The organism is Legionella massiliensis (assembly GCF_000756815.1).
Lineage (GTDB): Bacteria > Pseudomonadota > Gammaproteobacteria > Legionellales > Legionellaceae > Tatlockia > Tatlockia massiliensis.
The window spans coordinates 1-23126 of the sequence record NZ_CCVW01000001.1 but is presented as its reverse complement, the minus strand read 5'-3'; the positions used below and the strand labels follow the sequence as shown (position 1 = coordinate 23126).

Below are 23126 nucleotides of genomic sequence, written 5' to 3'. Positions count from 1 at the left end.
CGGTGCTAATCCCGGAGATCCTTCGCTGCGCTCTGGATGACGTAGTGTTGAAACAAGGAAGGACGTGACCTTATTACAGACACTTGTGTAGATACCTATGGGCTTGACCGCGGGATCTATGTATCTTGTATCTGACTCTCTAGGATTCAAGGTAATTTCTTACTTCTTGCCCCCTAAACAAGTGTCTGTAATAGATGAGCCCTGTGTCCCCCTAAGGCACGTCATCCAGAGCGCAGCGAAGGATCTCCTGAATGTGGCACGGTGCTAATCCCGGAGATCCTTCGCTGCGCTCTGGATGACGTAGTGTTGAAACAAGGAAGGACGTGACCTTATTACAGACACTTGTGTAGATACCTATGGGCTTGACCGCGGGATCTATGTATCTTGTATCTGACTCTCTAGGATTCAAGGTAATTTCTTACTTCTTGCCCCCTATAAAGACAGTGTTATACTCAAGCCTTTTAACCCAAGGTTGCAACATGATCACCATCTATCATAATCCGCGCTGCTCAAAATCTCGGGCATGTTTACAGTTGTTAGAACAACGGGGTCTTGCTGTTGAAGTTGTTAATTATATGGCGAATCCCTTGACCTATGAGCAGATCCAGCAATTTGCAAAGCACTTGGGTATTCAAGAAATCGTCCGTGAGCAGGAAGTTATTTATAAAGAACTGCAATTAGCCGATGCGGATGATGAGACCCTAGTCAGAGCTATCTCAGAACATCCACAACTTCTACAAAGGCCAATAGTTGTTTCTGGTGGAAAAATGCTTCTTGCTCGTCCGCCTGAGAAAGTATTGGAGCTTATCAATGAATAAACCTTATATCTTAGTTCTTTATTATTCACGGACCGGGGCAACAGCACAATTAGCACAATATATTGCTCGTGGCATTGAAGCTCTTGATGGTATTGAAGCCAGAATACGAACAGTCCCTCCTGTTTCAGCAACCTGTGAAGCAGTGGATAACCCGGTTCCTGATCATGGAGCACCTTACGCCAGTTTGGATGATTTACGAAATTGCCAGGGGTTGGCGCTTGGAAGCCCAACACGTTTTGGCAATATGGCGTCGCCACTCAAATACTTTTTAGACAATACAACACCCTTATGGTTAGCCGGTGATTTGGTTAATAAACCGGCCTGTGTTTTTTCATCCTCATCATCCATGCATGGCGGACAAGAAACGACTCTAACCTCAATGATGCTGCCCCTATTACACCACGGAATGATTTTGTTGGGTTTGCCCTATACGGAACCCTTGCTTACAACGACACTAAGTGGTGGTACGCCTTATGGTGTGACGCATGTTGCCGGCGCTGACAATAGTCAGCCCCTAAGTGCTGATGAGATTGCTTTGTCAAAACGTTTAGGAACTAGGTTAGCGACTATCGCCTTGGCGGTAGCAAACAATGTGTTAAGCTAGAACAGTCAATTTTTTGCTGATGGGGATTTTGTGAAAATAATAAGTTTTAATGCTAATGGTGTACGAGCAGCAGCTCGCAACGGTTTTTATGAATGGCTGGCAAAACAAGATGCTGATTTTGTTTGTATCCAGGAGACCAAAGCCCAGGAGTCACAACTTACTGATCCTGAAGAAACATTCTATCCCCGCGGTTATTTCTGCAGTTATTTTGACGCACATAAAAAGGGTTATAGCGGGGTTGCAATTTATGCGCGCAAGAAACCGACGCGCATTATAACCGGCCTTGGTTTTGATTATTGCGATACAGAAGGGCGTTATCTGCAATTTGATTATCCAAAACTCAGCGTTGTCTCGCTTTATCTGCCTTCAGGAACTAGCGGGGAAGAGCGCCAAGCGGTTAAGTATGATTTTTTGGAGCGTTTCGCCGAGCATTTAACACGCTTGAAAGATGAGGGGCGAGAGTTGATCCTCTGTGGCGACTATAACATTGCCCATAAGAAAATTGACTTGAAAAACTGGCGAGGAAACCAGAAAAACTCAGGTTTTTTACCCGAAGAACGAGCGTGGATGGATAAATTATTCGGACCTATGGGGTTTGTCGATGCCTTCCGTGTGGTTAATCAGGAAGAGGAACAGTATACGTGGTGGTCGTACCGCAATCGCAGTGCTTGGGATAATAATGTTGGATGGAGAATTGATTACCAAGTTATTACTCCTGGCTTGGTTGATAGCGTAAAAGCGGTGAGTGTCTCTCGCGAAGTAAGATGGTCAGACCATGCCCCGTTAATCATTGAGTATGAAGGGGATTGGTGTGATTAAGCTTGCGAGTTGGAATGTTAATTCTTTAAAAATTCGTCTTGAGCAAGTGCTCAATTGGCTTGATTCATCTGGCGTTGCAATTTTAGGCATGCAGGAAACTAAGCTAGTGGATGAAAATTTCCCCCACGAGGCCTTTATCGAGCGGGGATATCATGTCAGTTTTTCCGGACAAAAGACCTATAACGGCGTTGCTGTGGTGAGCCGTTTTCCGATAAACGAGGTAGTGACTGATATTCCTGATTTACAGGATCCCCAACGCCGTATTTTGGCAACGACGATCGCGGGTATTCGTTTTATTAATCTCTATGTTCCTAACGGCGCAGATTTAAGTTCTGACAAATATAACTACAAACTAATGTGGTTAGAAAAAGTAAATGCTTACATCAAACAGCAGTTAATCTTATATCCCAAGGTAGCTGTTGTGGGGGATTTTAACATTGCGCCCGAAGACCGAGATGTGCATGATCCCGCGGAATGGGAGGGCTCTATCTTGGTTAGTCCTGCAGAGCGTCGGGCTTTCAATGAGCTATTAGCCTTGGGGCTTGCGGATAGTTTCCGTAATTTCCCTCAAGAGGAGAAAATATTTAGCTGGTGGGATTACCGAGCTGCAGGTTTCCGACGCAATCGAGGTCTACGAATTGATCATCTGTTGTTGAATAGGGAATTAAGCGCTTTATGTCGGCAATCAAAAATTGATAAAGAGCCCCGTAAATGGGAGCGTCCCTCAGATCATGCACCTGCTTGGGTTGAACTCGATCTTGAGGTAAACTCGAATTGATAGCCATTTTTCATAAGGAAGTGAAAATGTTTAAGAAGTCAATTACCATTTTAACAGCAGCCATAATATTTCTATTTTTCCAGAAAATAGAAGCAAAAACAGTTGAGGAAATTTTAACCCTATCGAAGACGACTTCGTCAGTGACTCAGCAAGCAATGACCCCTAAAGAAGCCTTATTACGCTTGAATATGGGGAATCAGCGTTTTCTGACAAACACAATGAAAACCAGAGATTATCTTAGTCAGGCCAAACAATCCTCCTACGGCCAATTCCCCTGGGCTGTCATACTCAATTGCATGGATTCACGTTCAGTGCCTGAGCTGGTTTTTGATCAAGGACTGGCCGACCTTTTTACTCTAAGAGTTGCGGGAAATGTGCTTAATGACGATAACCTGGGTAGTATGGAATTTGCGACCAAGGTTGTCGGGGCTAAGTTGATTGTTGTTTTAGCACATACCTCTTGTGGTGCGGTTGCAGGAGCTTGTGAAGGTGTAAATTTAGGCCATTTGGACCATGTCCTAGATAAAATCAAACCGGTCGTTGCACCAACTCAAAAGGAAACTGGGATCAAAGACTGCGCAAAACACGAACTAATTGATGCAATTGCTAAAAATAACGCTCTAAGTGTAGCGAGGCAAATCCAGGCACAAAGCCCAATTATCAGCGACTTATTAGCTAAAGGACAAATTGGTATTGTTGCTGGTGTGCATGATATTAAAACAGGAAAAGTGACGTTTTTTGAAGAAGGCCGTTTATTACCTTCAGCGCCGGAGGCGTCTCAAACGCAAAAAGGAAAAAATTGATCTATACTTAAATTTCTGATAATGTTGCGCGTCATTTGTTATGAGTATGGTGCCTGGCAAAAGGGTTCAGGTGGCGATACTCCTTTAGTAAAGAGAGAGTGGTATCATGAAAGCATCAATTCACCCAGATTATAAAACTATAAAAGTGACCTGTAGTTGCGGCAGTGTATTCGAAACAGGTTCAACTTTGACTAGTGATTTAAATATCGAAGTTTGTTCACAATGCCATCCCTTCTACACAGGAAAGCAAAAACTAGTTGATACTGGTGGACGTGTTCAGAAGTTCCGTGACCGTTATAAGAAGCGTGGTGAGTAATCAATTCGATTGTCGTTAGATTTGTTTTTGTCAATTTGAACAAGCTACAAGGCGCAATATCGATGCGCCTTTTTTTTGCAAAATGACTGTTCATCTCTAACGTTTTTCTATATGATTTTTTGCCGAGTTGTTTAATTTTAGAGAGTAAGCATTGTGGATAAAGATGTATTAAAGCTGCGCGCGCTACATTATCATGAGTTTCCAACACCAGGAAAGCTTGCTGTACATGTAACTAAGCCGACCAATTCACAAGATGATCTATCGCTTGCCTACACACCGGGTGTAGCCGAGCCGGTGCTTGCTATTGCTGAAACGCCAGATGATGTTTATCGCTATACAGCCAAAGCTAATTTGGTTGCTGTCATGACTAATGGGACAGCAGTGTTAGGACTGGGTGATGTGGGAGCGTTGGCTTCCAAACCAGTAATGGAAGGCAAGGCTGTATTATTTAAGCGTTTTGCAGATATCGATGTCTTCGATATCGAAATTGATGCAGACGATCCCCAGGCTTTTATTGCCACCGCGAAGCGGATATCGCCAACTTTTGGTGGTATCAACTTAGAAGATATCAAAGCGCCTGAGTGTTTCGAGATTGAACAAGCTCTGATTGAACAGCTTAATATTCCAGTTTTCCATGATGACCAACACGGTACAGCGATTGTTGTTGCCGCAGGGTTATTGAATGCCCTCGAATTACAAGGTAAGAAACTCTCTGAAGCAAATATAGTTTGCATTGGTGCTGGTGCAGCAGGCATAGCTTCAATGCGTTTATTAGTTGCCTTGGGCGCTGATAAGGGAAAAATGCTTCTTTTAGATAGTTGTGGCGTTATTCACACTGGGCGAGAAGATTTAAATCCCTATAAATTTGCTTTTGCGCGAGCAACAGACCGACGGACACTAGCAGATGCTTTAGTTGATGCAGATGTCTTTATTGGTGTGGCTAAACCTGATTTGCTTGATGCAGCCCTTTTACAATCAATGGCGCCAAATCCGATTATCTTTGCTTTGTCGAACCCAGATCCTGAAATAAAGCCAGAGGTTGCTCGCGATGTTCGTAGCGACTTAATTATTGCAACTGGTCGTAGTGACTACCCTAACCAGGTCAATAATGTCTTGTGTTTTCCCTATATTTTCCGTGGGGCATTAGATGTGCGTGCAACCTGCATTAATCAGGCAATGCAGATTGCTGCTGTTGAAGCAATTCGTCAATTGGCAAAAGAGCCCGTTCCTCAAGTGGTAAAAGACAATTGCCCAAGTATGACAAATTGGGACTATGGACCTGAGTATTTTATTCCCAAGCCCTTTGATCCTCGCTTGAAAGAGCGGGTATCGCAAGCTGTTGCTACAGCTGCAAGAGCAAGTGGTGTTAGCCGGGACGGCTATTAATAGAAGTTTTCTAAGATTCACCATATTTTGAATGCTTTAGGAAAAGCCATATTTTTGCAAGATCTGCCAAATATGGCTTTTTGATGAATGCAGTGAATATTAGGAAATTAATTTGACAATTCTTGTCCTTAACCAAATTAAGCGAAGGAGTTCGTTTTGCATAGTGCTGCTAATAAAAAATACTTGCTGATAGCTTGGCTTATCTGCGGATTGGGAGCTGTTTATTACAGCTATGAATACTTTTTGCGTATATCGCCAAGCGTGATGGAAGGTGCATTACGTGAACACTTTCAACTATCTGCAACCGGATTTGGGTTGTTGTCTGCATTTTATTATTATGCCTATGTTCCTCTCCAGATTCCTGTTGGGGTTCTTCTTGATCGCTACGGTCCAAGGTTATTAATTACTATCGCTTGCCTTATCTGTGTTTTTGGTACCTTTGTATTTGCCGGAACAACGGTGTTTTGGATCGCAGCAATCGGACGTTTCCTCGTGGGATTTGGTTCCGCTTTTGCCTTTGTTGGCGTTTTAAAGCTGGCTACCATCTGGCTGCCAGAGAATAAATTAGCGATGGTTTCAGGTTTGGCAGCTGCCTTGGGTACTGTTGGTGCGATGATAGGTGATAACCTTTTGGGGGACCTGGTAATAAGAGTTGGTTGGCGTGAGACAATGAATTTAACTGCTTATGTCGGACTTGGCCTAGCTATTGTTCTTTGGTTTGGTATTCGCGATAAAAAAAGCCATCAACGTCGTAGTGGTACTGTCGAGAATTTTCGAAAGAGCATGATTGACCTCAGTATTATTGTTCGTAACAGGCAGATCTGGATAAACGGTTTGTTTGGCTGTTTAGTTTATTTACCAACTACAGTTTTTGCTGAGCTTTGGGGAATTCCCTATTTGAAACACGCCCATGATTTATCGCAGCCTGCTGCTGACTTTGCCAACTCGCTACTCTTTTTAGGATTTACTATTGGCGCACCTCTGATGGGCTATATCTCAGATAGATTAAAGCGTCGTAAACTCCCTATGTTATTTGGTGCTACCGGTGCGGCTGTGATCATGATGATCGTGCTTTATATGCCGGGACTAACTGAATCGCACATTCAGGCCTTAATGTTCTTACTTGGACTTCTCTATAGTGCTCAGTGTATCGTTTTTGCTGTGGGTCGTGAGCTTAGTCCTAACGAGGCTGCGGGTACTGCAATGGCTACAACGAATATGATCGTTATGCTAGGGGCTATGTTCTTACAGCCTATGGTAGGAAAGTTGTTGGACGTAAGTCTGGCATCGCACATGGGAGATGTTCCTCTGCAATCTATTCCTGTTGATAAATTACAACAGTTATATACTGCAGATGATTATCAGTTCGCATTATCAATAATCCCTATAGGTATTGTTATTGCCGCTATTTTAACCTTCTTTTTGAAAGAAACTTATGCTAATGCAGATAACTAGAACAACTATAAGTCGAAGGCAAGCCCTATTTGGTAGCTTGGTATGTGCTGTTGGTGCTTTCTTTTATTGTTATGAATTTGTACTCAGAATTATTCCGGGTGCTTTACAAAGTGAACTAAGCGCAGCTTTTGGCCATATCTCTGCAACAACTTTTGGCCAGTTGTCAGCATTCTATTATTTCGCTTATTCACCAATGCAATTACCAGTTGGTATGCTAATGGACCGTTTTGGACCTAGGCGTCTGCTTACCTTTGCCTGTCTCTGTTGTGCACTTGGCTCATGGATGTTCGCTGATACCACTTCTATGTTAATTGCCGGCAGTGGACGTTTCTTAGTCGGGTTTGGTTCATCCTTTGCCTTTGTGGGTGTTTTATCACTTGCCCTGCACTGGTTACCGCGTCGTTACTTTTCCCTGGTCGCAGGTTTAATTACCACTTTAGGTATGTTGGGCTTAGTCTATGGTGAGGTTAAAATCACCGATGTAGCTGTAACCATGGGATGGCAACATGTGCTAACGATGATGATCACAATCGGTGCTGTACTAACAGTTCTAATCTTCCTTATTGTTCGTGATGGTCCAGAGGGTTATGCGCCCCATAGTCATCCTCTGCCTGAGTTTTTTGCCAATGTTTGGTCTGTCTTGAGCTCACCACAGGTTTGGTTAATCGGTTTTGTCGGTGCTTGCTTATATACTTCTCTTTCAGTTTTTGGCGAGTTATGGGGTAAGAGTTATTTGGAACAAGCTCATCATCTGACCAAAGTCGAGGCGGCAAAAACGGTATCTGCCATGTTTTTAGGCTGGGCTGTTGGAGCGCCGATAGCGGGTTTTTACTCTGATAGCAGCGGGCGGCGCGTCTTGCCCTTAGTTGTTGGTGCAGTATTGGCTTTTATCTGTATAAGCATAGTTCTCTACTATCCAGGCTTATCTTATACCTGGTTAAATATCCTGTTATTTCTTTATGGTGTATTTAGTGCAACTGAAATCATTGTCTTTATCATGGCTAAAGAGAATAGTGGCGCTAAGCTATCGGGCACGGTATTTGCGGCAGTAAACATGATAGTTACTTTAGGCGGTGTAGTATTCCAGCCTTTAGTAGGAAAGCTGTTAGATACTTTTGGTGATAGTGGTATTGTCGCAGGTGAGCATATTTATACAGTTGTTGATTACCAGCTTGCGCTTTCGATATTACCGATTTCTCTTTTATTTGTAACAATCCTGGCCTTTTTCATGAAGGATTTTCGCTCCATAGGCAACTAAGCTCAGGATGTGGAGCGGAACCCGTAGCCTGGATTCCGCTTCGCTGCATCCAGTCTACCTTTTATTGTAATAGTTCTCTCGAGATGGGACAAAAATGGGTAACAGGTTACCCCTATCCCTAATTCCTGCGGCTTGAGCGTGGAGTCTATAGCAAAGCGTAATCAAGGTTTTCCTTAGATAAGAGGTGGGGGGACGTGACCTATTACCTTTTATTTATCTGAAAATAGCGACCAACTCTTGCGCTGGAATTCGTTTGTTTGCGTTACAACTAATACTACGCTCTACAGGGAAGGAAATGATTTCACTATGACGATAGTGATAACGTGTAAACTCAGTATCATGATTAGAAATAATTACAGTGATGCCCTTATTTGCACATTCTCTAGCTAAAGCGGCTAAATCGAGTTGATCCTTCTCTCCGAATTTTTTATTCGTATAAGAAGCAAAATTTGCGCTATTTGATAAGGGGACATAAGGGGGATCGCAATAGATCAGATCACCAGGTTTTGCTAGAGCGAAAGTGTCTCTGAAATCGCTATGGATAAAATGGGCAAACTGGGCCTTATGATGGAAATAGTCCATTTCCTTACGTGGGAAGTATGGGTTGCTATAAAGACCAAAGGGTACATTGTAAATGCCGCTTTGATTATAACGGCATAAGCCATTATAGCCATGCCTGTTTAAATACAGGAAAAGCGCTGATCTTAATTGTAAGTCTGTGCTTTTATTAAATTGCTCTCTTAATTGATAGTATTTATCAGCACAATTATTGTCTTTGCAAAACAATTGAGAACAATAAGTTATAAAGTCATTACCCCCTTCTTGCAGGCATTTGAAAAGAACGACCAAATCTTTATTCTCTTCAGCTAAGAGATAACTTTGAAAAGTGGAGTTAACAAAAATTGCACCTGAGCCAGTAAAAGGTTCGACAAGTCTTGCAGCAATTGGAAAGGAATTTAGTATGGTTTCAATGCAGCGGTATTTGTTTCCTGCCCATTTTAGAAAGGGTCTTATTTTGATCATAGTGAAGAGGATAGTTATTTGTGTGGAAGTATCTCCCAATCTTAAGTAAATAGCCAGAGTAGCAAAAGCAAATGCTGGTGTGAAATGTTGACGTTCGTTTAAGGCTCTGGGTATGATGCAAAACTTATTATTGAACAGCCGGAGTTACGATGGATGAACTGAATGCCTTGCTGAAACCTTCTTGGGGTGCTGAGCAGTGGATATTAGAGGGTTGGAATCAGCTTACCGCAGGAGAAAAGGAGTTAATCAACTCCCGCATGGCTGAGATGTTTAAAGATGGTTTACCCTTTGAGTTGAAACATGATAGAACAAGCTATATCCAAACATTCTCCCTATTAGCACAGTTAGAAGTTCTTGCTATTCAGATCCCTCTAAAGTTTGAATCGAAGATGACAGATCCTGTCCATAAACGACTAATGAGAAATCAACTCTTGGATGAAATTTTCCATGGTTTAGTTTTTACAAAAATTGTTTATATGCTTTGTTCGCCTTACGCCCTGCCGCCAGCCTATAGCGAAAAAGTAGAATTATTATGTAATTATGTTCGTGAGGAAAGCGACCCTAAGATTGCTGTAGTCTTGTTAAATTTAATTAGCGAGAGTTGGATTGAAGAGTTTTTCTATGCTTTCCAAAGGCATGGTATTGCACCAAAAGTGTTCGACACGATTATTGCTGATGAGCATCGCCATGTTAGCGAGGCTGAGCTTTATAGCTCTATTGGTTTGCCAGATAAAAAGGTTATTGCTGAAAAAATTGAATCTATGGAGAACCAATTATCAGCCAATATTTTTATGCAATTCAGATATATTGTTTCATTCTCAACCTTAGTTGGTTACCAGGCAATTATTGAATATTTGCAAAATCTGGATATAAAGCACCGTAAACAACTAGGTAAAATTAACCTATCTCCAAGTGATAACTGGCAGTATTTCGTGAAGTTTTCTTCCAAGCTATTCTCAGGGTTTGTCCTTTATGACCAATCAGTTAATCAAGTTGAGCAAACTCCACTACGCAAGCTATTAATGAGTCAGTGGAGAGTACCAGTCGATCCAACAATGGTTGGTCAGTTTAATGTAAACATAACTGCATTTAATTATTTCAGTGGTCAATATACCCATGAGACTTTAATGCTTTTAATCCTGCAAGCAACAAGTTTAGGGATGTATGAGAATGATTACCTCCGTATTTTTATAGACCGAAGCAAACTATTTACAACCCAGGATGCCTATGTTGGTCTAATATTGAAATTGCCTAACTGTGGTGATCAGCTTGGCACAATTGTGTTGAAAAATTGTCATGAGTTAAGCTTGCAAGACTTAGCACGTAAAGTGAGATCTATCAGGAAGAAGATGACCTATTGCTATAAAAGATGCGAGCAATTAGAACAAGAGAATCCTGAATTGATTAAATTAGCCGATGAGCCACTTGACGATATGGCTGATGATTTTTATGGCTGTCATTTCCCAGCTAGCCCATTTGTATCCTTGTCAGATCTAAGTTCCTTTGGTTTTTCTCAAGCGAAGTCACCACTACGACCCAATGAGTCTTCAAAATTAACTATGCTAGAGGTTGAGCGTAAACCAGTATGGAATCATCAAACAGAGCAATTTGAACCTCAAGATATGCTTGCTATGTCCATTAGTGCAGATCATCGTGCAATAGATGGGAGTATGCAAATACGCAAAGTGATGAGCGAGGGCTTTGAGCGGGTGTTTGCGAAAATGCAAAATGAAGAGCTAAAGCCAATTGGAAGGGAGTCTTTAGGACAAGAGAGAATTTTTAAGAATTCAGTAGAGTTTATGTTAGAAAACAATCTGGAGTTAGGGTACAAATTCCTCTCATTCCTTCGCACAATGTGGTCTGATGATCTTTTTGCTTCAGAACAAGTTTTTTCCGTAGGTATGAACAGAAAAGATCTGATGAATATTGCTAATTATTATGTCAAAAAGGCATTAACGATATAGTAGAGTGGTTTTGTCATTCTCACGCAACAATGCTGGGTGAGAATGACAAGGAATCGTATTACTTAATTGCAAGACAAAGTAAAAATATTGCCGTTAATCCAACAAAGACAAGCGCTAAATTTCCACCTGGAACAATCCAAGTCTCTTCTTCAGGTCCTAATCTTCTGCCTTTCCATGCCATTAGAGCAGGTAAAAGAAGTAGCAAGACAACACAGCAGATACCTGCATAACTTAGAGCATGCAAGTAAATCCCAGGATTAATAAGCACCACTGCCAAGGGTGGGATAAAAGTAAGGGCTAGTGTGGATCTGCCTTGAAGTCCGGTTTTTTTAAGTGTCAGGCCATCAGCCAGAAAATCAAATAATCCAATCGAAACGCCAAGAAAAGCCGTTACCATGCAGATAGAGGTAAAAAAGCTAAAAAAGCCTGTGACCCAATTAGAGTCAACAGCAGCAGATAAGGCATTGGTTAAGCCACTAGTAGCATGGGCATTAGTAGTCAGAGCTATCAGGCCATTACTACCTTCGCGGTGTATAACACCCATAATCACTGCGTCCCAAAGGATATAGCAGCTTAAAGGAATCAATGAACCAAAAAGAATTACCTTACGTAGGCTATGCACATCATCATGAAAATACTCCCGCAAACTGGGGACTATAGAGGCAAAGCCAAAGGAGGTGATTAGAACCATTAGGCTACCACCAATTGCTTTCATGGAGCCGCCATTTAAGGTAGAAACATTAATATGTGGGCTAATTAGAATAACCAGCAGTATATATACCCCCAACTTACCAAACATAAGGCCGCGATTGACGTAATCTACAGAGCGAATACCACCGTAAACGACCAGGCTGAAAATGATTGTAAAGAACAGCGAGGTTAACCAGCTAGGAAAATCCAGATTTGCTCTTTGCAAGATCCCATTGAGGACGTCAGAACCGCCGGAAATGTATGCTGCCAATAAGGTATAAAACAGTAATAGATAAGTAACCCAAGCAATGACTTGTCCCGGTAGTCCCAGAGTGGATTTAGCCATAGAGATCATAGAGCTGCCAGGGGGTAAGCGAAGATTAACCTCCAGAATGAGCAAAGCACCGATAGTCATTACCAGCCAGCACATAATTAAGAAGAAAATAGAATTGGTAAAGCCTGCCTCAGCGGTTGAAACAGGTAAGGCTAGCATTCCTCCGCCAATTGAGGTGCCAACAATTAATAAAATACCGCCGATAATTTTTGAGTTAGGCACGATCCCTTCCATTTGAGCAAAATTAATACAATATGATAAATTAAAACCATCTGGCATGTCAATGAGAATGCTTGGTGAGCCTAGCCTTTACTGGGGATTAACTCCCAAATTGAATTAACAAGCAAGAGAATCGAACTACCAATAACAAACCATTGTGATAATTTACCACCAGGGACTGTATAGGGCGATGAAAATTTTTTCCTGCCAAATACGGTCATTAACGCTGGCAATAGTAATAGCAAAATTACACAAAAAATCCCAGCATAACTCAGCGCATGGATGTACGCTCCAGGATAATAAATAACAACGAGCAGAGGAGGGAGGAAGGTTAGTAAAAATAAAACTAGTCCTTGTCGTCCACGTTGTTCCATTTTTAAACCATCCGCTAAAAAGCTAATGAGACAAAGAGAGACACCAAGAAAGGCAGTCAACATGCAAATGGATGTGAAAAAATTAAACAAGGAACTAATGACATGATTCTTTACAGTATTTGAAAGCGTGGTTGCCAATGCGGAGGTTGTATGCTCATCGTGCATTAAGGCGGCCAAACCATTGGAGCCAGTAGAGGGCAGGCTACCAATGATTACTGCATCCCAGGCTAAATAACAGACTAAAGGGATAAGAGAACCAATTAATACCACCTTTCTTAGTGCCTTAATGTCATCATTAAAATAATCACGTAAATTGGGGACAATAATCGCGAAGCCGAAGGAGGTGATTAAAATCATAACCGTGCTGGTGATGTAACGATAATTGCCACCATCAAGCAGCTTAATTTGCACATGGGGAGCAATGAGCAAGATGAGGATAAAATAGACTCCGAGCTTGCCGAACATCAGGCCGCGGTTTAGCAAATCGACGCGTCGAATGCCGCTATAGACGATAAGGCCAAAAAAAATAGTAAAAAGGGTACTCGCTTGCCATTCATTAATAGGTACACCAATGTGCTGGAAGAGGTTACCAAAGACGTCTGCACCACCGGAAATATAGGCTGAAAGCAGGGTGTAAAGTAAAAAAATATAACTTAGCCATGCTGCAAGCAGACCTGGGGTGCCCAAAGTTGACGCGGCCATAGAAACCATATGTTTCCCAGGTGGTAAATACAGATTGGCTTCGAGGATAAATAATGCGCCAAGGGTCATCACAGCCCAGCAAAGCAATAAAAAAAGAGATGATTGCCAAAAACCTGTTGCTGCGTTGGCTACGGGCAGGGCAAGCATGCCACCGCCAATCGATGTGCCAACAATAAGAAGAATACCGCCAATAAATCTGGATTTCATTTAATACACCTATATAAGCAATGCACGGTAGTTGAACCGTTCTCACTAAGATTCAAATGCGCCTCTTGAACCTCACTTTATTTAGTAGGACCTAGATAGGGAGGCGCTTCAGATTTTTGTGCTGCGCAATATTTGAATATCTGAATTTCAAGGCGACGATTATACGCGCTGCCGTGAATAATATGATTATCGCCAACAGGATTTTTATCTCCATATCCCTCGGCAATTAAACGTCTAGCGGGAATTCCATTCGCCCACAGGAATGAAACCATTCTTTCAGCTCTTGCTTGTGACATCATGTTTTTACTGTAGCGAGAACCAACATTATCAGTAAAGCCAGCAACATAAATAGGACAAGCTACTGGATACATTTTGATGAGTTTAACGAGGTCTGATAAACCAGGAAAGCATAGTTCATTAAAACGAGCGCTATTAAAGATAAAATAACGATCGGTAGGAACGATTAGGGTGATCGTATCGCCATACTCCACATATTGGATATCTAATTTTTGCAGCTCCCTGATGACAGAGGGCTTAGAGTCTTTATAAAGCCCAACTGTAGCACCTACAGCCGCACCAAGGGCTGCGCCTGCAATAACCGGGGCTCCGCCTGCTGCAATCGTGGCTGCGGCCCCAACTGCTGCACCAGGACTGGTCGTCTCATAAACACGGTGATAGGGTTTAAAATTATTATAGGGAGCATGGAAACAGCCACTTATAGCTAAAGATAAAAGACTAACAAAGGCCAAGTGCCCGAGGGAGCTCTTGTGTGACATTCCCACTCCTATAACTCATTAATTTTTCCATTATTAAGCATCCACTGTGATTTCGCAATCTAGTCGTGACACGAAGGGCATAGACAAAGGCATTAAAGAGTTAAATTAGGCCAGGTTGTGATTAATGTAAACAAATTCAAGGGATTACTTGTCGCAAATGAAATAGTTTTATACTCTCTACACAATCTGCTTTGTTGATTCATTATTAGAAAGGATGCTTAGTTGAATAATACCAATAAAAAATTTCCTCTAGCTTTATCACTCGGTGCTCTGGGGGTGGTATTTGGGGACATCGGAACTAGTCCACTTTATGCTTTGAGAGAGACTCTTGGTGATTTACCGCTTACTCGTGTCGATATTTTAGGGGTGTTATCCCTAATTTTTTGGTCATTAATCTTTATTATTTCACTTAAATATCTCGTTATTGTCTTTAGGGCAGATAACGAAGGGGAAGGGGGCGGCTTAGCCTTATTGGCCTTGTTGAAGCAAAAAGCGACAAAACATGAGCATCTGTTTTATTTATTAGCTATTTTTAGCGCGGGCTTATTGCTTGGTGATGGTATGTTAACACCGGCAATTTCGGTGACTAGTGCTATTGAGGGATTAAAAACGATATCACCTAGATTTGATGATCTTATTATTCCTCTATCAGGTGGAATCCTAATTCTATTATTTTTTATGCAATCCCACGGCACCGAGAAAATTGGTGCAACCTTTGGACCCCTATTACTAATTTGGTTTATTACTATTGCTGTCTTGGGGATTGTGGAGATCAATCGACATCGAGAGGTGCTTCCAGCGCTAAATCCTTATTATGCCTTTAAATATTTATATGACAATGGTATGAAAGGTTATTTACTGCTAGGTGGCGTTTTTCTGGTTGTAACTGGGGGAGAAGCTCTTTACGCTGATATTGGCCATTTTGGTAAAAATCCTATTCGCTATAGTTGGTTTTTAGTCGCATTGCCTTGTCTTGTCCTTAATTATTTTGGACAGGGTGCTCATCTAATCAGTCATCCTGAGGCAATTGCTAACCCTTTTTATATGATAGCGCCAGATTGGTTTTCCATTCCCTTACTTATTATTTCCACAATTGCCACAGTTATTGCTTCACAGGCAGTTATTACTGCCACTTTTTCTTTAACTAAACAGGCCATATTGTTAGGGCTTTGCCCTCGTATTCCTATTATTCAAACGTCTAAAGAGCACATTGGGCAAATTTATATTCCACAAATGAATTTTGTTTTGCTGATTGGAACACTGTTACTTATATTTACCTTTAAAAGCTCAAGTAATATGACGCATGCCTATGGCATTGCTGTAAATTTAGTCATGTTACTGGTGACGACCATGGTAACTTATGCGGCGCGTCAGGTTTGGGGCTGGTCTATTTTACGTATCGTTGTTGTATTTACTCCCTTTCTCTTTGTGGATTTTGTCTTTTTAGGGGCGAATGCGCACAAATTTTTAACAGGAGGCTGGGTGCCGGTTTGTTTTGCATTGATAGTGAGTTACATCATGTACACCTGGAATTTAGGTTTGCAGTATTTGAAAGAAAATTTCTATATGCAAAAAGATGATATTTCTAAAATTATCAAGCAGTTGAATTACAAATCACTCAATCAATTGCCCGGGGTTAATGCGATCTTCCTGACAGATACCTATGATCGCAGTGGTGGAAGTTTTCTGCACTTTTTAAAACTAAGTTATGCTGTGCCAGAGAACATCTTGATTGTTAGTTATGTGGTTGAAAACAAACCCTATATTCATCGCGACAAGCGTTTTGAAATTCACCAAATCGATAAAAGGGTTTGTGAAATAACTCTGCATTATGGCTTTATGGATAACATTTCAGTACCTAAAGCTTTGGCAAGGGCTTGTGAGAAAAAGCTGCTTCCCTTTAAATTGGAATGGGAATCAGCAACTTATCTGGTTGAAATTCCTAATGTAATCGCTTCTAAAAAGAAAAAAACACTCATGTTTCATTGGCAAGAAAAGCTATTTGCCTTTTTAATGCGTAATTACTCTGCCAATTTAAATATTGAGTTTTATCAATTGCCTTATAACAGAACGATCGCTATTGGGACTTATTGTTTGATTTAACGTCACTTCGGGCTAAGAGTTGTTTAAACTCTTCGATAAATCAAAGTACTCTTCGTTAAAAGCGCTCAGAAATGATCGAATTAGCCCTGCTCCTGCACTTTTGGGGCGCTTCTGATAGTCATAACCGCAGGCATAGCGATGTTGATCTTACACCATCCAATATTCCATTTCCTGTTGGCAATACGGATGTAAAAAATAGGATTGATATTGATTTTGATAATGCCGATTTGATGTTGAGCCAAATTCTGCAAGTGAATACTAATATCGCACTCCGTCTCTTGGCGGGTGCCTTTTATCTGCATTTTAAATAAAGGTCGAAAACAACGTTCACAAACATTATGGGTAACCAGTCTTCTGGCCTTAACCTGACGAAACACAGTAAATACAATGGATATAGCCCAAGGTTAGGTATCGATTCCCGCTATGAATTTGGCAGAGGCTTTGGTTTTATTGCAGGAAGATCTGTCGCTTACTATAGGGGTAAAATGGATTATCAGGATATCAATGCCTTGCCAAGTAGTCCTTTTCCCTTCCCTCAGGGTGCCGATAGAATCGACCATCATGGCGTTGTAAATCTAAGGGGAAAAATTGGCGTCGATTATGTGTATCAATTCCAAAGTACATCAACAGTTGGACTAGAACTTGGTTATCAAGCTGATAACTATAATAATGTCTTTACTGATCTTTGCACAGGAGCTAGGTTCCCCATGGCACCGAATGATCCAGCTGGTGCAACTAATCCGGTCTATATCAATTCAGTAGTGAGAAATCTTTCTTCATCACTTGATGGCTTTTATGTGAATCTTAAAGCTACATTTGGTTAATCTTGCATGTAATAGGTCAAGTCCCTCCTTGTCTCAGCGCTACGTCATCCAGAGCGCAGCGAAGGATCTCCTGAATGTGGCACAGTGTTAATCCCGGAGATCCTTCGCTGCGTTTTGGATGACGTTGCATTAGGGTGATAGGGCTGACCTATTCTTCTTAGAACTAAGGTGATTTTGAAATCATCTTAGGATTAATACATTGTTCATCCAAAGGCGATTGCGGTACGACTACTTCAACATTGATCCCTTTGATCGTCGGGCTTTTCATCGTTTCACGTAGATAGTCAATTAATGGAACTTCAACAACCTTGCCATACTGTGAAGAGGCTTGCCTAAATAGAAGTGTGCCATTTTTCCAGAATGCGAAGCCTAAATGTGAGACATTTAGATTAGTTCCAATAAGCTCGCGTAAATTCCAGTTGGGGCGAACAATTTCGATAATTGCACCATTAGGAATTTGCTCGAATAAAAACAGATTGGGATGACCCTGTGAATCAAAAAGGGATGTCAGCGGTAAATAAGGAATTGATGCGTTTTGTTTCTCTAATTTTGATCCCGCCACCTTTAACTCAGCTAATCGTTTAGTATGCTCATTTTCATCAGCCGAGTTTAGTCGAATATTTTTGTTTGAAAAATGCTCATACCAGGAGGGCTTATCGATGAGTGCTGTAGCAATTTGTGCGACAGCTTGATGGTTTCCATCTTTAATCGATTCTGTAATATCCTGAATAAAATTCTGCTGTTGATTATTAGGGTTCCAATCTAACGACATAAAGTGGTTACGGCTAATAAAATCAACCTGGCCATCTTTATATCTCACCTTAGACAAACATTGTTTGAAACCTTGCTGATTTTTAGCCAAAGCTAAAGCGAGTACTGTGGTGACATAAGTGTCGCAGTCAAAGGCATCCATACGATACCGTGGTTCTTGATCATAGAGTGCATCAGGACCCTCCCCTAAAGCGCCAAGCAGGTATACCTTACCGATAAATTCGCTGCTAATAGCGTCTAGTCTGTTTGGCATATTCGTTGGGGGATTATTATCGAGGGTTTGATAAAGCTTAGTAATTACTGCGTCAGTTTGTTGCTGTATGGGAGATACTTCTGCCTCTAGTGAGGGTGATAAAAGTAGTAGAAAAGTAGTAAAAGCAATCCACTTTCTTGTTTTCCTAAGATAAACTAGGCGCATAAACTCTCCAGTCTTTAAAAACAAGTACATATTTTAACCTATTTCCCTGCAGAGGTATAGAATGCTTAATGCAATATGGCTAGGAATGATTTTTACCTCCCTGGTTGTTGGTCTAATCCAAGGTCGCCTTGATCAAGTTGTGCAGGCAGTGACAGATTCTGCCAAATTCGGTTTTGAAATCGCTTTAGGGCTGGCAGGTGTAATGGCTTTATGGCTAGGAATCATGGCGATTGCTTCCGAATCTGGCCTGATTAAGCGACTCGCGCGTGTATTACATCCGATAATGCGCTGGTTATTTCCAGAGGTTCCAGCCGATCATCCTGCTATGGGCGCGATGGTAATGAATATTGCGGCTAATATGTTAGGTTTAGCAAACGCAGCAACGCCCTTTGGTTTACAGGCAATGAAAGAGCTTCAGCGCCTTAATACCAATGCTCAGGAAGCAAGTAATGACATGTGTACTTTTCTGGCAATCAATACCTCCAGTGTGCAGCTAATACCTGCGACAGCAATTGCTTTTTTAGCAGCAAATGGCAGTTTGCATCCAAGCTCAGTAATTTTCAGTTCTTTAGTCGCGACTTCTATATCATCGATAGTAGCTATTGTAGCTGTGAAACAACTAGCCAAATTACCTGTTTACCGAATTCGAGAGGTAGGAGTCAATGAGTAGTTTTGCCAATCAGTTTTCAAATATAATTTTTCTTGCGTTCATTGTGGGAATCCCTTTTTATGGTGCCTTGAAAAAAATCAACGTCTTTGATGCCTTTGTTAGTGGAGCCAAGCAGGGCTTTGAAACCAGCATCAGTATAGTCCCCTACTTAATTGCAATGCTGGTAGCTATTGGGATGCTGCGAGCCTCTGGCTTTTTTGAGTTGATACAGGATGTCTTGGCGCCAGTACTTTCCGCCCTAGGCATGCCCTCCGAATTATTGCCTTTAGCATTAATACGACCCTTTTCTGGAAGTGCTTCAACAGGGATTATGGCTGAGTTAATTCATCAATATGGTGGTGATTCACTAATCGCTAAGACTGCAGCGACCATGATGGGAAGCACAGAAACAACCTTCTATGTGATTGCTGTTTACTTTGGTGTGATTGGGATTAAACGAACCCGACATGCAATACCAGCTGGTTTGCTCGCAGATTTTGCTGGTGTGATAGCCAGTGTCATGATCTGCCGTTATCTTTTTGCCTAAGGTTAACCGACTCTTGTTCCTTTACGGTTTGCCTTGGCAAAATGCCCTGATTCAAGGGATTTAATCAGACTGAGTAACTTGTTGGAATTGGCTCTAAAACTAGCCATTTCTCGCGCTGGGACAGAGTCTCCGCGGGGCAAATCAACCGTCGTTGGGTTCTTGGGGTTCTGATTAATATGAAACTCATAATGGCAATGAGGTCCTGTTGCCAAGCCGCTCTGACCAACGTATCCGATGATTTGGCCCTTTTTCACATAAGTCCCTTTAGATAAGCCTTTCTGAAATCTCAGCATATGACCATAAATAGTATTGTAAGTATTATTATGTTTTATTTTGATCATATTTCCATAGCCACTTTGGCGCCCAATAATTTCAATCCGGCCATCACCTGTTGCCATGATTGGAGTACCTATGGGTGCTGCCAGATCGACTCCTTTATGTGGTCTTTTATAACGCAAGATAGGGTGATTTCGAGCCGCACTGAAGGTTGAACTGATATGCGTGAAGCGAAGAGGATAACGATTGAAGGCATTTTTCAAACTGTTTCCCTTCGGGCTGTAATAATCTGAGCGTCCTGAACGGCTAGTATGCAAAACGGCCTGAAAGGTTTTACCGCGATTGCGATAACTAACAGCAACAATCTCGCCGGTTCCTATTACCCTGTCATTAGCCATGGTAGTTCTATATACAATAGTAAACTGATCATTGGCGCGGATATCTTTTGCAAAATTGATGTCCCAGGCAAGAATTTCAGTCATTTGTTGGATTAATTTGTATGAAATATTATAGCGTTTGGCTGTGGTGTATAAAGAGCCTCGGACAGTGGCTGTCACATGATGGTTTTGGCTAGTAATTTTATAGGGATTAATCTTGGTTCTGTAATGTTGACCATCCCGATAAAGCACAAGAGATTGTGTATTGGAATAGGGGATGTTCATTTTTTCAAGAGTGCGATTCTTTATATGGTATTCTAATTTCTCATTAGGCCTGAGTCTGGTTAATGACTTGATACGAGGGTTTTCTTTAGTAATTGTCTGCAATAATTGGCGATTTAGGCCTATACGACTAAAGACTGCTGCAAGAGAGTCTCTTCTGCGGGTTACTAGAGTTTTAGGCCCGCTATCTCTTTCTACAACTACCTTGGTTTTGGCTTGCTTAGACTCTGTTTGAATCTTTTCTTTGACGGCACTAGCCGTTGTAGTTCTGGGGGATGCAGTTGTTGCGGTTGCAACTCTGTCTTTTTTAGATTCCCCGGCAGGGCGTGTTTTAGCTGCAGCAAGCGAATGCTCACTAATAGATGTGTCAGGTCGTTGTTTAACTGATTCAGTAACTTCTGGTGTTGGTAGAAGAGTTTCTTGTAATTCCTCGGCTGCTTGTGCCTGCTCGGCATCATAGTTAGCCTTTTGCTTATTAGGAAAGGATTTGACTAAAATAAAAGGCAGGGCGATAGCAATCACCAAAGCGATTAGAGCCATTACTTTGGATGGCTTAGATGAATTTTCTAATGAGACATTGGGTCGTTGATCCATGTTTCGCCTTTACTGCTGTCATCCTGGATGAATGCTGTTTATCTTGGCAGGCTATCAATTTGCTTACCCAAAAACGTCATAAACTCAGGTTTGGGCGTACATTCTAGCGAATCGACAACGAACCTCAAAATATTACAGTCAATTAATTTCAATCATCTTCTGGTTCTGACCACTAAGTTAAGGTACTTCAACCCAATCAATCGATTGATGAAACAGCCACGACTAGTCATTACCACTTAGAAGTTATTCACTTCTATTATATAGATCTCATTATTAGTAACGTCAGTTATGGATAAGGAAATCTAATCTATCCTAATAAATCGCCTATCCTCTAGCGAGAACAAGACAACCGGGCTAAGATACTCGCTGGAAGAAGTTAGGTCAATCATTAAAAGTAAGGTTTTGTTGTTATGATAATTGAAGATTCAGTTTGTGGTGAGTTGCAACGAGGTTGCGAAGAGATTCTTCCTGAAGAGGGATTAGAAAAAAAATTGCTCAACGGGAAGCCACTAATTATTAAGGCTGGTTTTGATCCTACTGCGCCTGATCTCCACTTAGGTCATACAGTACTACTTAATAAGTTACGACAATTCCAGCAATTTGGTCATAAGGTCATTTTTTTAATTGGCGACTTTACTGCCATGATTGGCGATCCCACAGGAAAAAATGTGACTCGTATGCCGCTGAGCCGAGAAGAAGTCGTTGAAAATGCAAAGACCTATCAACAGCAGGTTTTTAAGATCCTAGATCCAGAAAAAACAAAGGTAGCATTTAATTCCGAATGGATGGGGGCTATGGGGGCAGCCGATTTAATCCGTCTAGCTGCAACGCATACCGTAGCAAGAATGTTGGAAAGAGATGACTTCTCTAAGCGTTATAGTTCTGGCCAGCCCATTGCTATCCATGAGTTTTTATATCCCCTTGTGCAAGGTTATGACTCTGTAGCGTTAAAAGCAGATGTAGAGTTAGGCGGAACTGATCAGAAATTCAATCTACTGATGGGGCGGGAATTGCAAAAGCATTCTGGTCAGGAACCACAGGTTGTAATGATGACTCCATTGATTGAAGGGCTTGATGGGATCAAGAAAATGTCAAAATCACTTAATAACTATATAGGTATTAGTGAATCTGCAGAGTCAATGTTCGGTAAGGTCATGTCAATTTCGGACGATCTAATGTGGCGTTATATTGATCTGCTAAGTTTCAAATCAGGTAGTGAGATAGCTGCGATTAAGAAAGCAGTTGATGAAGGAGCAAATCCGCGTGACGCTAAAATTGATTTGGCAAAAGAACTAATCGCCCGTTTCCACGATCAGGCTCAAGCTGAGGCCGCCCATCAAGCATTTATAGAACGCTTTCAAAAAGGGGCAATTCCTGAGGATTTAGTTGAGCAGGTCATTTCAGCTGATGAACCAGTACAGATTGCCCAACTGCTCAAACAGCTCGATATGACAAAAAGCACTTCAGAAGCGATAAGACTTGCGAAACAAGGTGGGGTTAAAATTGATGGTGAACGAATTGAAAATGTCGCTCAGTCATTGCAGGTTGATAAGACTTATATAATCCAGGTTGGGAAGCGCAGAATTGCCAAGGTGCACCTACAAAAAACACAGTGATCAAAAAATAATTTCAAAAAAAATGAAGAAAGTGTTTGACAAGGAGTCGTGGATGAGTAGAATACGCATCACGCCTTCGGGGCGGGTTCATTAAGAAGAGAGAAGACAAACTGTGTGGGCGCTTTGAGAGATTGGAGTGCTTA

22 protein-coding genes are annotated in these 23126 nt (G+C 41.5%); 16 read left to right on the top strand and 6 right to left on the bottom strand.

From position 1 onward, the window contains the following. Positions 1-479 precede the first annotated feature (479 nt). From arsC to BN1094_RS00070, 9 genes are all read left to right on the top strand, one after another. On the top strand, positions 480-818 hold the full coding sequence (arsC, locus tag BN1094_RS00110) for an arsenate reductase (glutaredoxin) (protein WP_043872420.1): 339 nt from the start codon (positions 480-482) through the stop codon (positions 816-818). Then, positions 811-1422 carry an NAD(P)H:quinone oxidoreductase gene (gene wrbA, locus BN1094_RS00105; protein ID WP_043872419.1) on the top strand — a complete coding sequence of 204 codons (612 nt, stop codon included), beginning with the start codon at positions 811-813 and terminating at the stop codon, positions 1420-1422. The genes arsC and wrbA overlap by 8 nt, the downstream gene beginning before the upstream one ends. Before the next feature lie 30 nt (positions 1423-1452). Further along, positions 1453-2241: an exodeoxyribonuclease III gene (locus BN1094_RS00100; RefSeq protein ID WP_043872418.1), complete on the top strand. Its 789-nt coding sequence runs from the start codon at positions 1453-1455 to the stop codon at positions 2239-2241. After that, complete coding sequence (xth, locus tag BN1094_RS00095; RefSeq protein WP_043872417.1) at positions 2234-3019, top strand: exodeoxyribonuclease III; 786 nt, start codon at positions 2234-2236, stop codon at positions 3017-3019. The genes BN1094_RS00100 and xth overlap by 8 nt, the downstream gene beginning before the upstream one ends. A 26-nt stretch (positions 3020-3045) precedes the next feature. Next, a complete protein-coding gene (locus tag BN1094_RS00090; protein WP_081934917.1) occupies positions 3046-3822 on the top strand; it encodes a carbonic anhydrase in 777 nt (258 codons plus the stop codon). 106 nt (positions 3823-3928) lie between these two features. Then, the gene (gene rpmE / locus BN1094_RS00085; RefSeq protein ID WP_043872416.1) at positions 3929-4138 is read left to right on the top strand and encodes a 50S ribosomal protein L31; all 210 of its coding nucleotides are present in this window, start codon (positions 3929-3931) and stop codon (positions 4136-4138) included. A gap of 153 nt (positions 4139-4291) precedes the next feature. Beyond that, positions 4292-5524: a malic enzyme-like NAD(P)-binding protein gene (locus BN1094_RS00080; RefSeq protein WP_043872415.1), complete on the top strand. Its 1233-nt coding sequence runs from the start codon at positions 4292-4294 to the stop codon at positions 5522-5524. A 156-nt stretch (positions 5525-5680) separates the two neighbouring features. After that, a complete protein-coding gene (locus BN1094_RS00075; RefSeq protein WP_043872414.1) occupies positions 5681-6979 on the top strand; it encodes an MFS transporter in 1299 nt (432 codons plus the stop codon). After that, a complete protein-coding gene (locus BN1094_RS00070) occupies positions 6966-8237 on the top strand; it encodes an MFS transporter (RefSeq protein ID WP_043873603.1) in 1272 nt (423 codons plus the stop codon). The genes BN1094_RS00075 and BN1094_RS00070 overlap by 14 nt, the downstream gene beginning before the upstream one ends. Before the next feature lie 213 nt (positions 8238-8450). On the opposite strand, the gene BN1094_RS00065 is transcribed toward BN1094_RS00070, so the two are convergent. Next, positions 8451-9260 carry a Dam family site-specific DNA-(adenine-N6)-methyltransferase gene (locus BN1094_RS00065; RefSeq protein WP_043872413.1) on the bottom strand — a complete coding sequence of 270 codons (810 nt, stop codon included), beginning with the start codon at positions 9258-9260 and terminating at the stop codon, positions 8451-8453. A gap of 149 nt (positions 9261-9409) precedes the next feature. Here BN1094_RS00065 and BN1094_RS00060 point away from each other — a divergent pair, with 149 nt between their 5' ends. Continuing rightward, positions 9410-11224 (top strand): 2-oxo acid dehydrogenase subunit E2, encoded by a 1815-nt coding sequence (locus tag BN1094_RS00060; protein WP_052403050.1) that lies wholly within the window; start codon positions 9410-9412, stop codon positions 11222-11224. 58 nt (positions 11225-11282) lie between these two features. Here BN1094_RS00060 and BN1094_RS00055 read toward each other — a convergent pair whose 3' ends face one another. From BN1094_RS00055 to cmpA, 3 genes are all read right to left on the bottom strand, one after another. Further along, a complete protein-coding gene (locus tag BN1094_RS00055) occupies positions 11283-12470 on the bottom strand; it encodes an amino acid permease (protein ID WP_043873601.1) in 1188 nt (395 codons plus the stop codon). 80 nt (positions 12471-12550) lie between these two features. Then, positions 12551-13750 (bottom strand): amino acid permease, encoded by a 1200-nt coding sequence (locus BN1094_RS00050; RefSeq protein ID WP_043872412.1) that lies wholly within the window; start codon positions 13748-13750, stop codon positions 12551-12553. 77 nt (positions 13751-13827) lie between these two features. Continuing rightward, a complete protein-coding gene (cmpA, locus tag BN1094_RS00045; protein WP_043872411.1) occupies positions 13828-14526 on the bottom strand; it encodes a C-OmpA-like family protein CmpA in 699 nt (232 codons plus the stop codon). Positions 14527-14748: 222 nt separating this feature from the next. On the opposite strand from cmpA, the gene BN1094_RS00040 reads away from it, so the two are divergent. From BN1094_RS00040 to BN1094_RS00030, 3 genes are all read left to right on the top strand, one after another. Continuing rightward, entirely contained in the window at positions 14749-16629 is a 1881-nt protein-coding gene (locus BN1094_RS00040; protein WP_043872410.1) for a potassium transporter Kup, read from the top strand. Between the two features lie 71 nt (positions 16630-16700). Then, positions 16701-16940: a hypothetical protein gene (locus BN1094_RS00035; protein WP_043872409.1), complete on the top strand. Its 240-nt coding sequence runs from the start codon at positions 16701-16703 to the stop codon at positions 16938-16940. Positions 16941-16967: 27 nt separating this feature from the next. After that, the gene (locus tag BN1094_RS00030) at positions 16968-17453 is read left to right on the top strand and encodes an Lpg1974 family pore-forming outer membrane protein (protein ID WP_043872408.1); all 486 of its coding nucleotides are present in this window, start codon (positions 16968-16970) and stop codon (positions 17451-17453) included. A 163-nt stretch (positions 17454-17616) separates the two neighbouring features. On the opposite strand, the gene BN1094_RS00025 is transcribed toward BN1094_RS00030, so the two are convergent. Continuing rightward, positions 17617-18642 carry an N-acetylmuramoyl-L-alanine amidase-like domain-containing protein gene (locus BN1094_RS00025; RefSeq protein ID WP_052403049.1) on the bottom strand — a complete coding sequence of 342 codons (1026 nt, stop codon included), beginning with the start codon at positions 18640-18642 and terminating at the stop codon, positions 17617-17619. A 61-nt stretch (positions 18643-18703) separates the two neighbouring features. On the opposite strand from BN1094_RS00025, the gene BN1094_RS00020 reads away from it, so the two are divergent. Further along, positions 18704-19312 (top strand): nucleoside recognition domain-containing protein, encoded by a 609-nt coding sequence (locus BN1094_RS00020; protein WP_043872407.1) that lies wholly within the window; start codon positions 18704-18706, stop codon positions 19310-19312. Next, the gene (locus BN1094_RS00015; RefSeq protein ID WP_043872406.1) at positions 19305-19838 is read left to right on the top strand and encodes a spore maturation protein; all 534 of its coding nucleotides are present in this window, start codon (positions 19305-19307) and stop codon (positions 19836-19838) included. The genes BN1094_RS00020 and BN1094_RS00015 overlap by 8 nt, the downstream gene beginning before the upstream one ends. A 2-nt stretch (positions 19839-19840) precedes the next feature. Here BN1094_RS00015 and BN1094_RS00010 read toward each other — a convergent pair whose 3' ends face one another. Continuing rightward, entirely contained in the window at positions 19841-21367 is a 1527-nt protein-coding gene (locus BN1094_RS00010) for a M23 family metallopeptidase (protein ID WP_043872405.1), read from the bottom strand. A gap of 410 nt (positions 21368-21777) precedes the next feature. Between BN1094_RS00010 and tyrS the strand changes: the two genes are divergently transcribed. After that, positions 21778-22983 (top strand): tyrosine--tRNA ligase, encoded by a 1206-nt coding sequence (tyrS, locus tag BN1094_RS00005; RefSeq protein WP_043872404.1) that lies wholly within the window; start codon positions 21778-21780, stop codon positions 22981-22983. The last annotated feature ends 143 nt before the right edge of the window (positions 22984-23126 follow it).

Excerpts from the sequence above, each read along its gene's own strand:
- tyrS (WP_043872404.1), top strand. The coding sequence starts at position 21,778 with ATGATAATTGAAGATTCAGTTTGTGGTGAGTTGCAACGAGGTTGCGAA.
- BN1094_RS00020 (WP_043872407.1), top strand. The coding sequence starts at position 18,704 with ATGCTTAATGCAATATGGCTAGGAATGATTTTTACCTCCCTGGTTGTT.
- BN1094_RS00035 (WP_043872409.1), top strand. The coding sequence starts at position 16,701 with ATGATCGAATTAGCCCTGCTCCTGCACTTTTGGGGCGCTTCTGATAGT.
- wrbA (WP_043872419.1), top strand. The coding sequence starts at position 811 with ATGAATAAACCTTATATCTTAGTTCTTTATTATTCACGGACCGGGGCA.
- BN1094_RS00060 (WP_052403050.1), top strand. The coding sequence starts at position 9,410 with ATGGATGAACTGAATGCCTTGCTGAAACCTTCTTGGGGTGCTGAGCAG.
- cmpA (WP_043872411.1), bottom strand. The coding sequence starts at position 14,526 with ATGTCACACAAGAGCTCCCTCGGGCACTTGGCCTTTGTTAGTCTTTTA.
- BN1094_RS00015 (WP_043872406.1), top strand. The coding sequence starts at position 19,305 with ATGAGTAGTTTTGCCAATCAGTTTTCAAATATAATTTTTCTTGCGTTC.
- BN1094_RS00030 (WP_043872408.1), top strand. The coding sequence starts at position 16,968 with ATGGGTAACCAGTCTTCTGGCCTTAACCTGACGAAACACAGTAAATAC.
- rpmE (WP_043872416.1), top strand. The coding sequence starts at position 3,929 with ATGAAAGCATCAATTCACCCAGATTATAAAACTATAAAAGTGACCTGT.
- BN1094_RS00050 (WP_043872412.1), bottom strand. The coding sequence starts at position 13,750 with ATGAAATCCAGATTTATTGGCGGTATTCTTCTTATTGTTGGCACATCG.
- BN1094_RS00025 (WP_052403049.1), bottom strand. The coding sequence starts at position 18,642 with ATGCGCCTAGTTTATCTTAGGAAAACAAGAAAGTGGATTGCTTTTACT.
- BN1094_RS00010 (WP_043872405.1), bottom strand. The coding sequence starts at position 21,367 with ATGGATCAACGACCCAATGTCTCATTAGAAAATTCATCTAAGCCATCC.
- BN1094_RS00090 (WP_081934917.1), top strand. The coding sequence starts at position 3,046 with ATGTTTAAGAAGTCAATTACCATTTTAACAGCAGCCATAATATTTCTA.
- BN1094_RS00070 (WP_043873603.1), top strand. The coding sequence starts at position 6,966 with ATGCAGATAACTAGAACAACTATAAGTCGAAGGCAAGCCCTATTTGGT.
- arsC (WP_043872420.1), top strand. The coding sequence starts at position 480 with ATGATCACCATCTATCATAATCCGCGCTGCTCAAAATCTCGGGCATGT.
- BN1094_RS00065 (WP_043872413.1), bottom strand. The coding sequence starts at position 9,260 with ATGATCAAAATAAGACCCTTTCTAAAATGGGCAGGAAACAAATACCGC.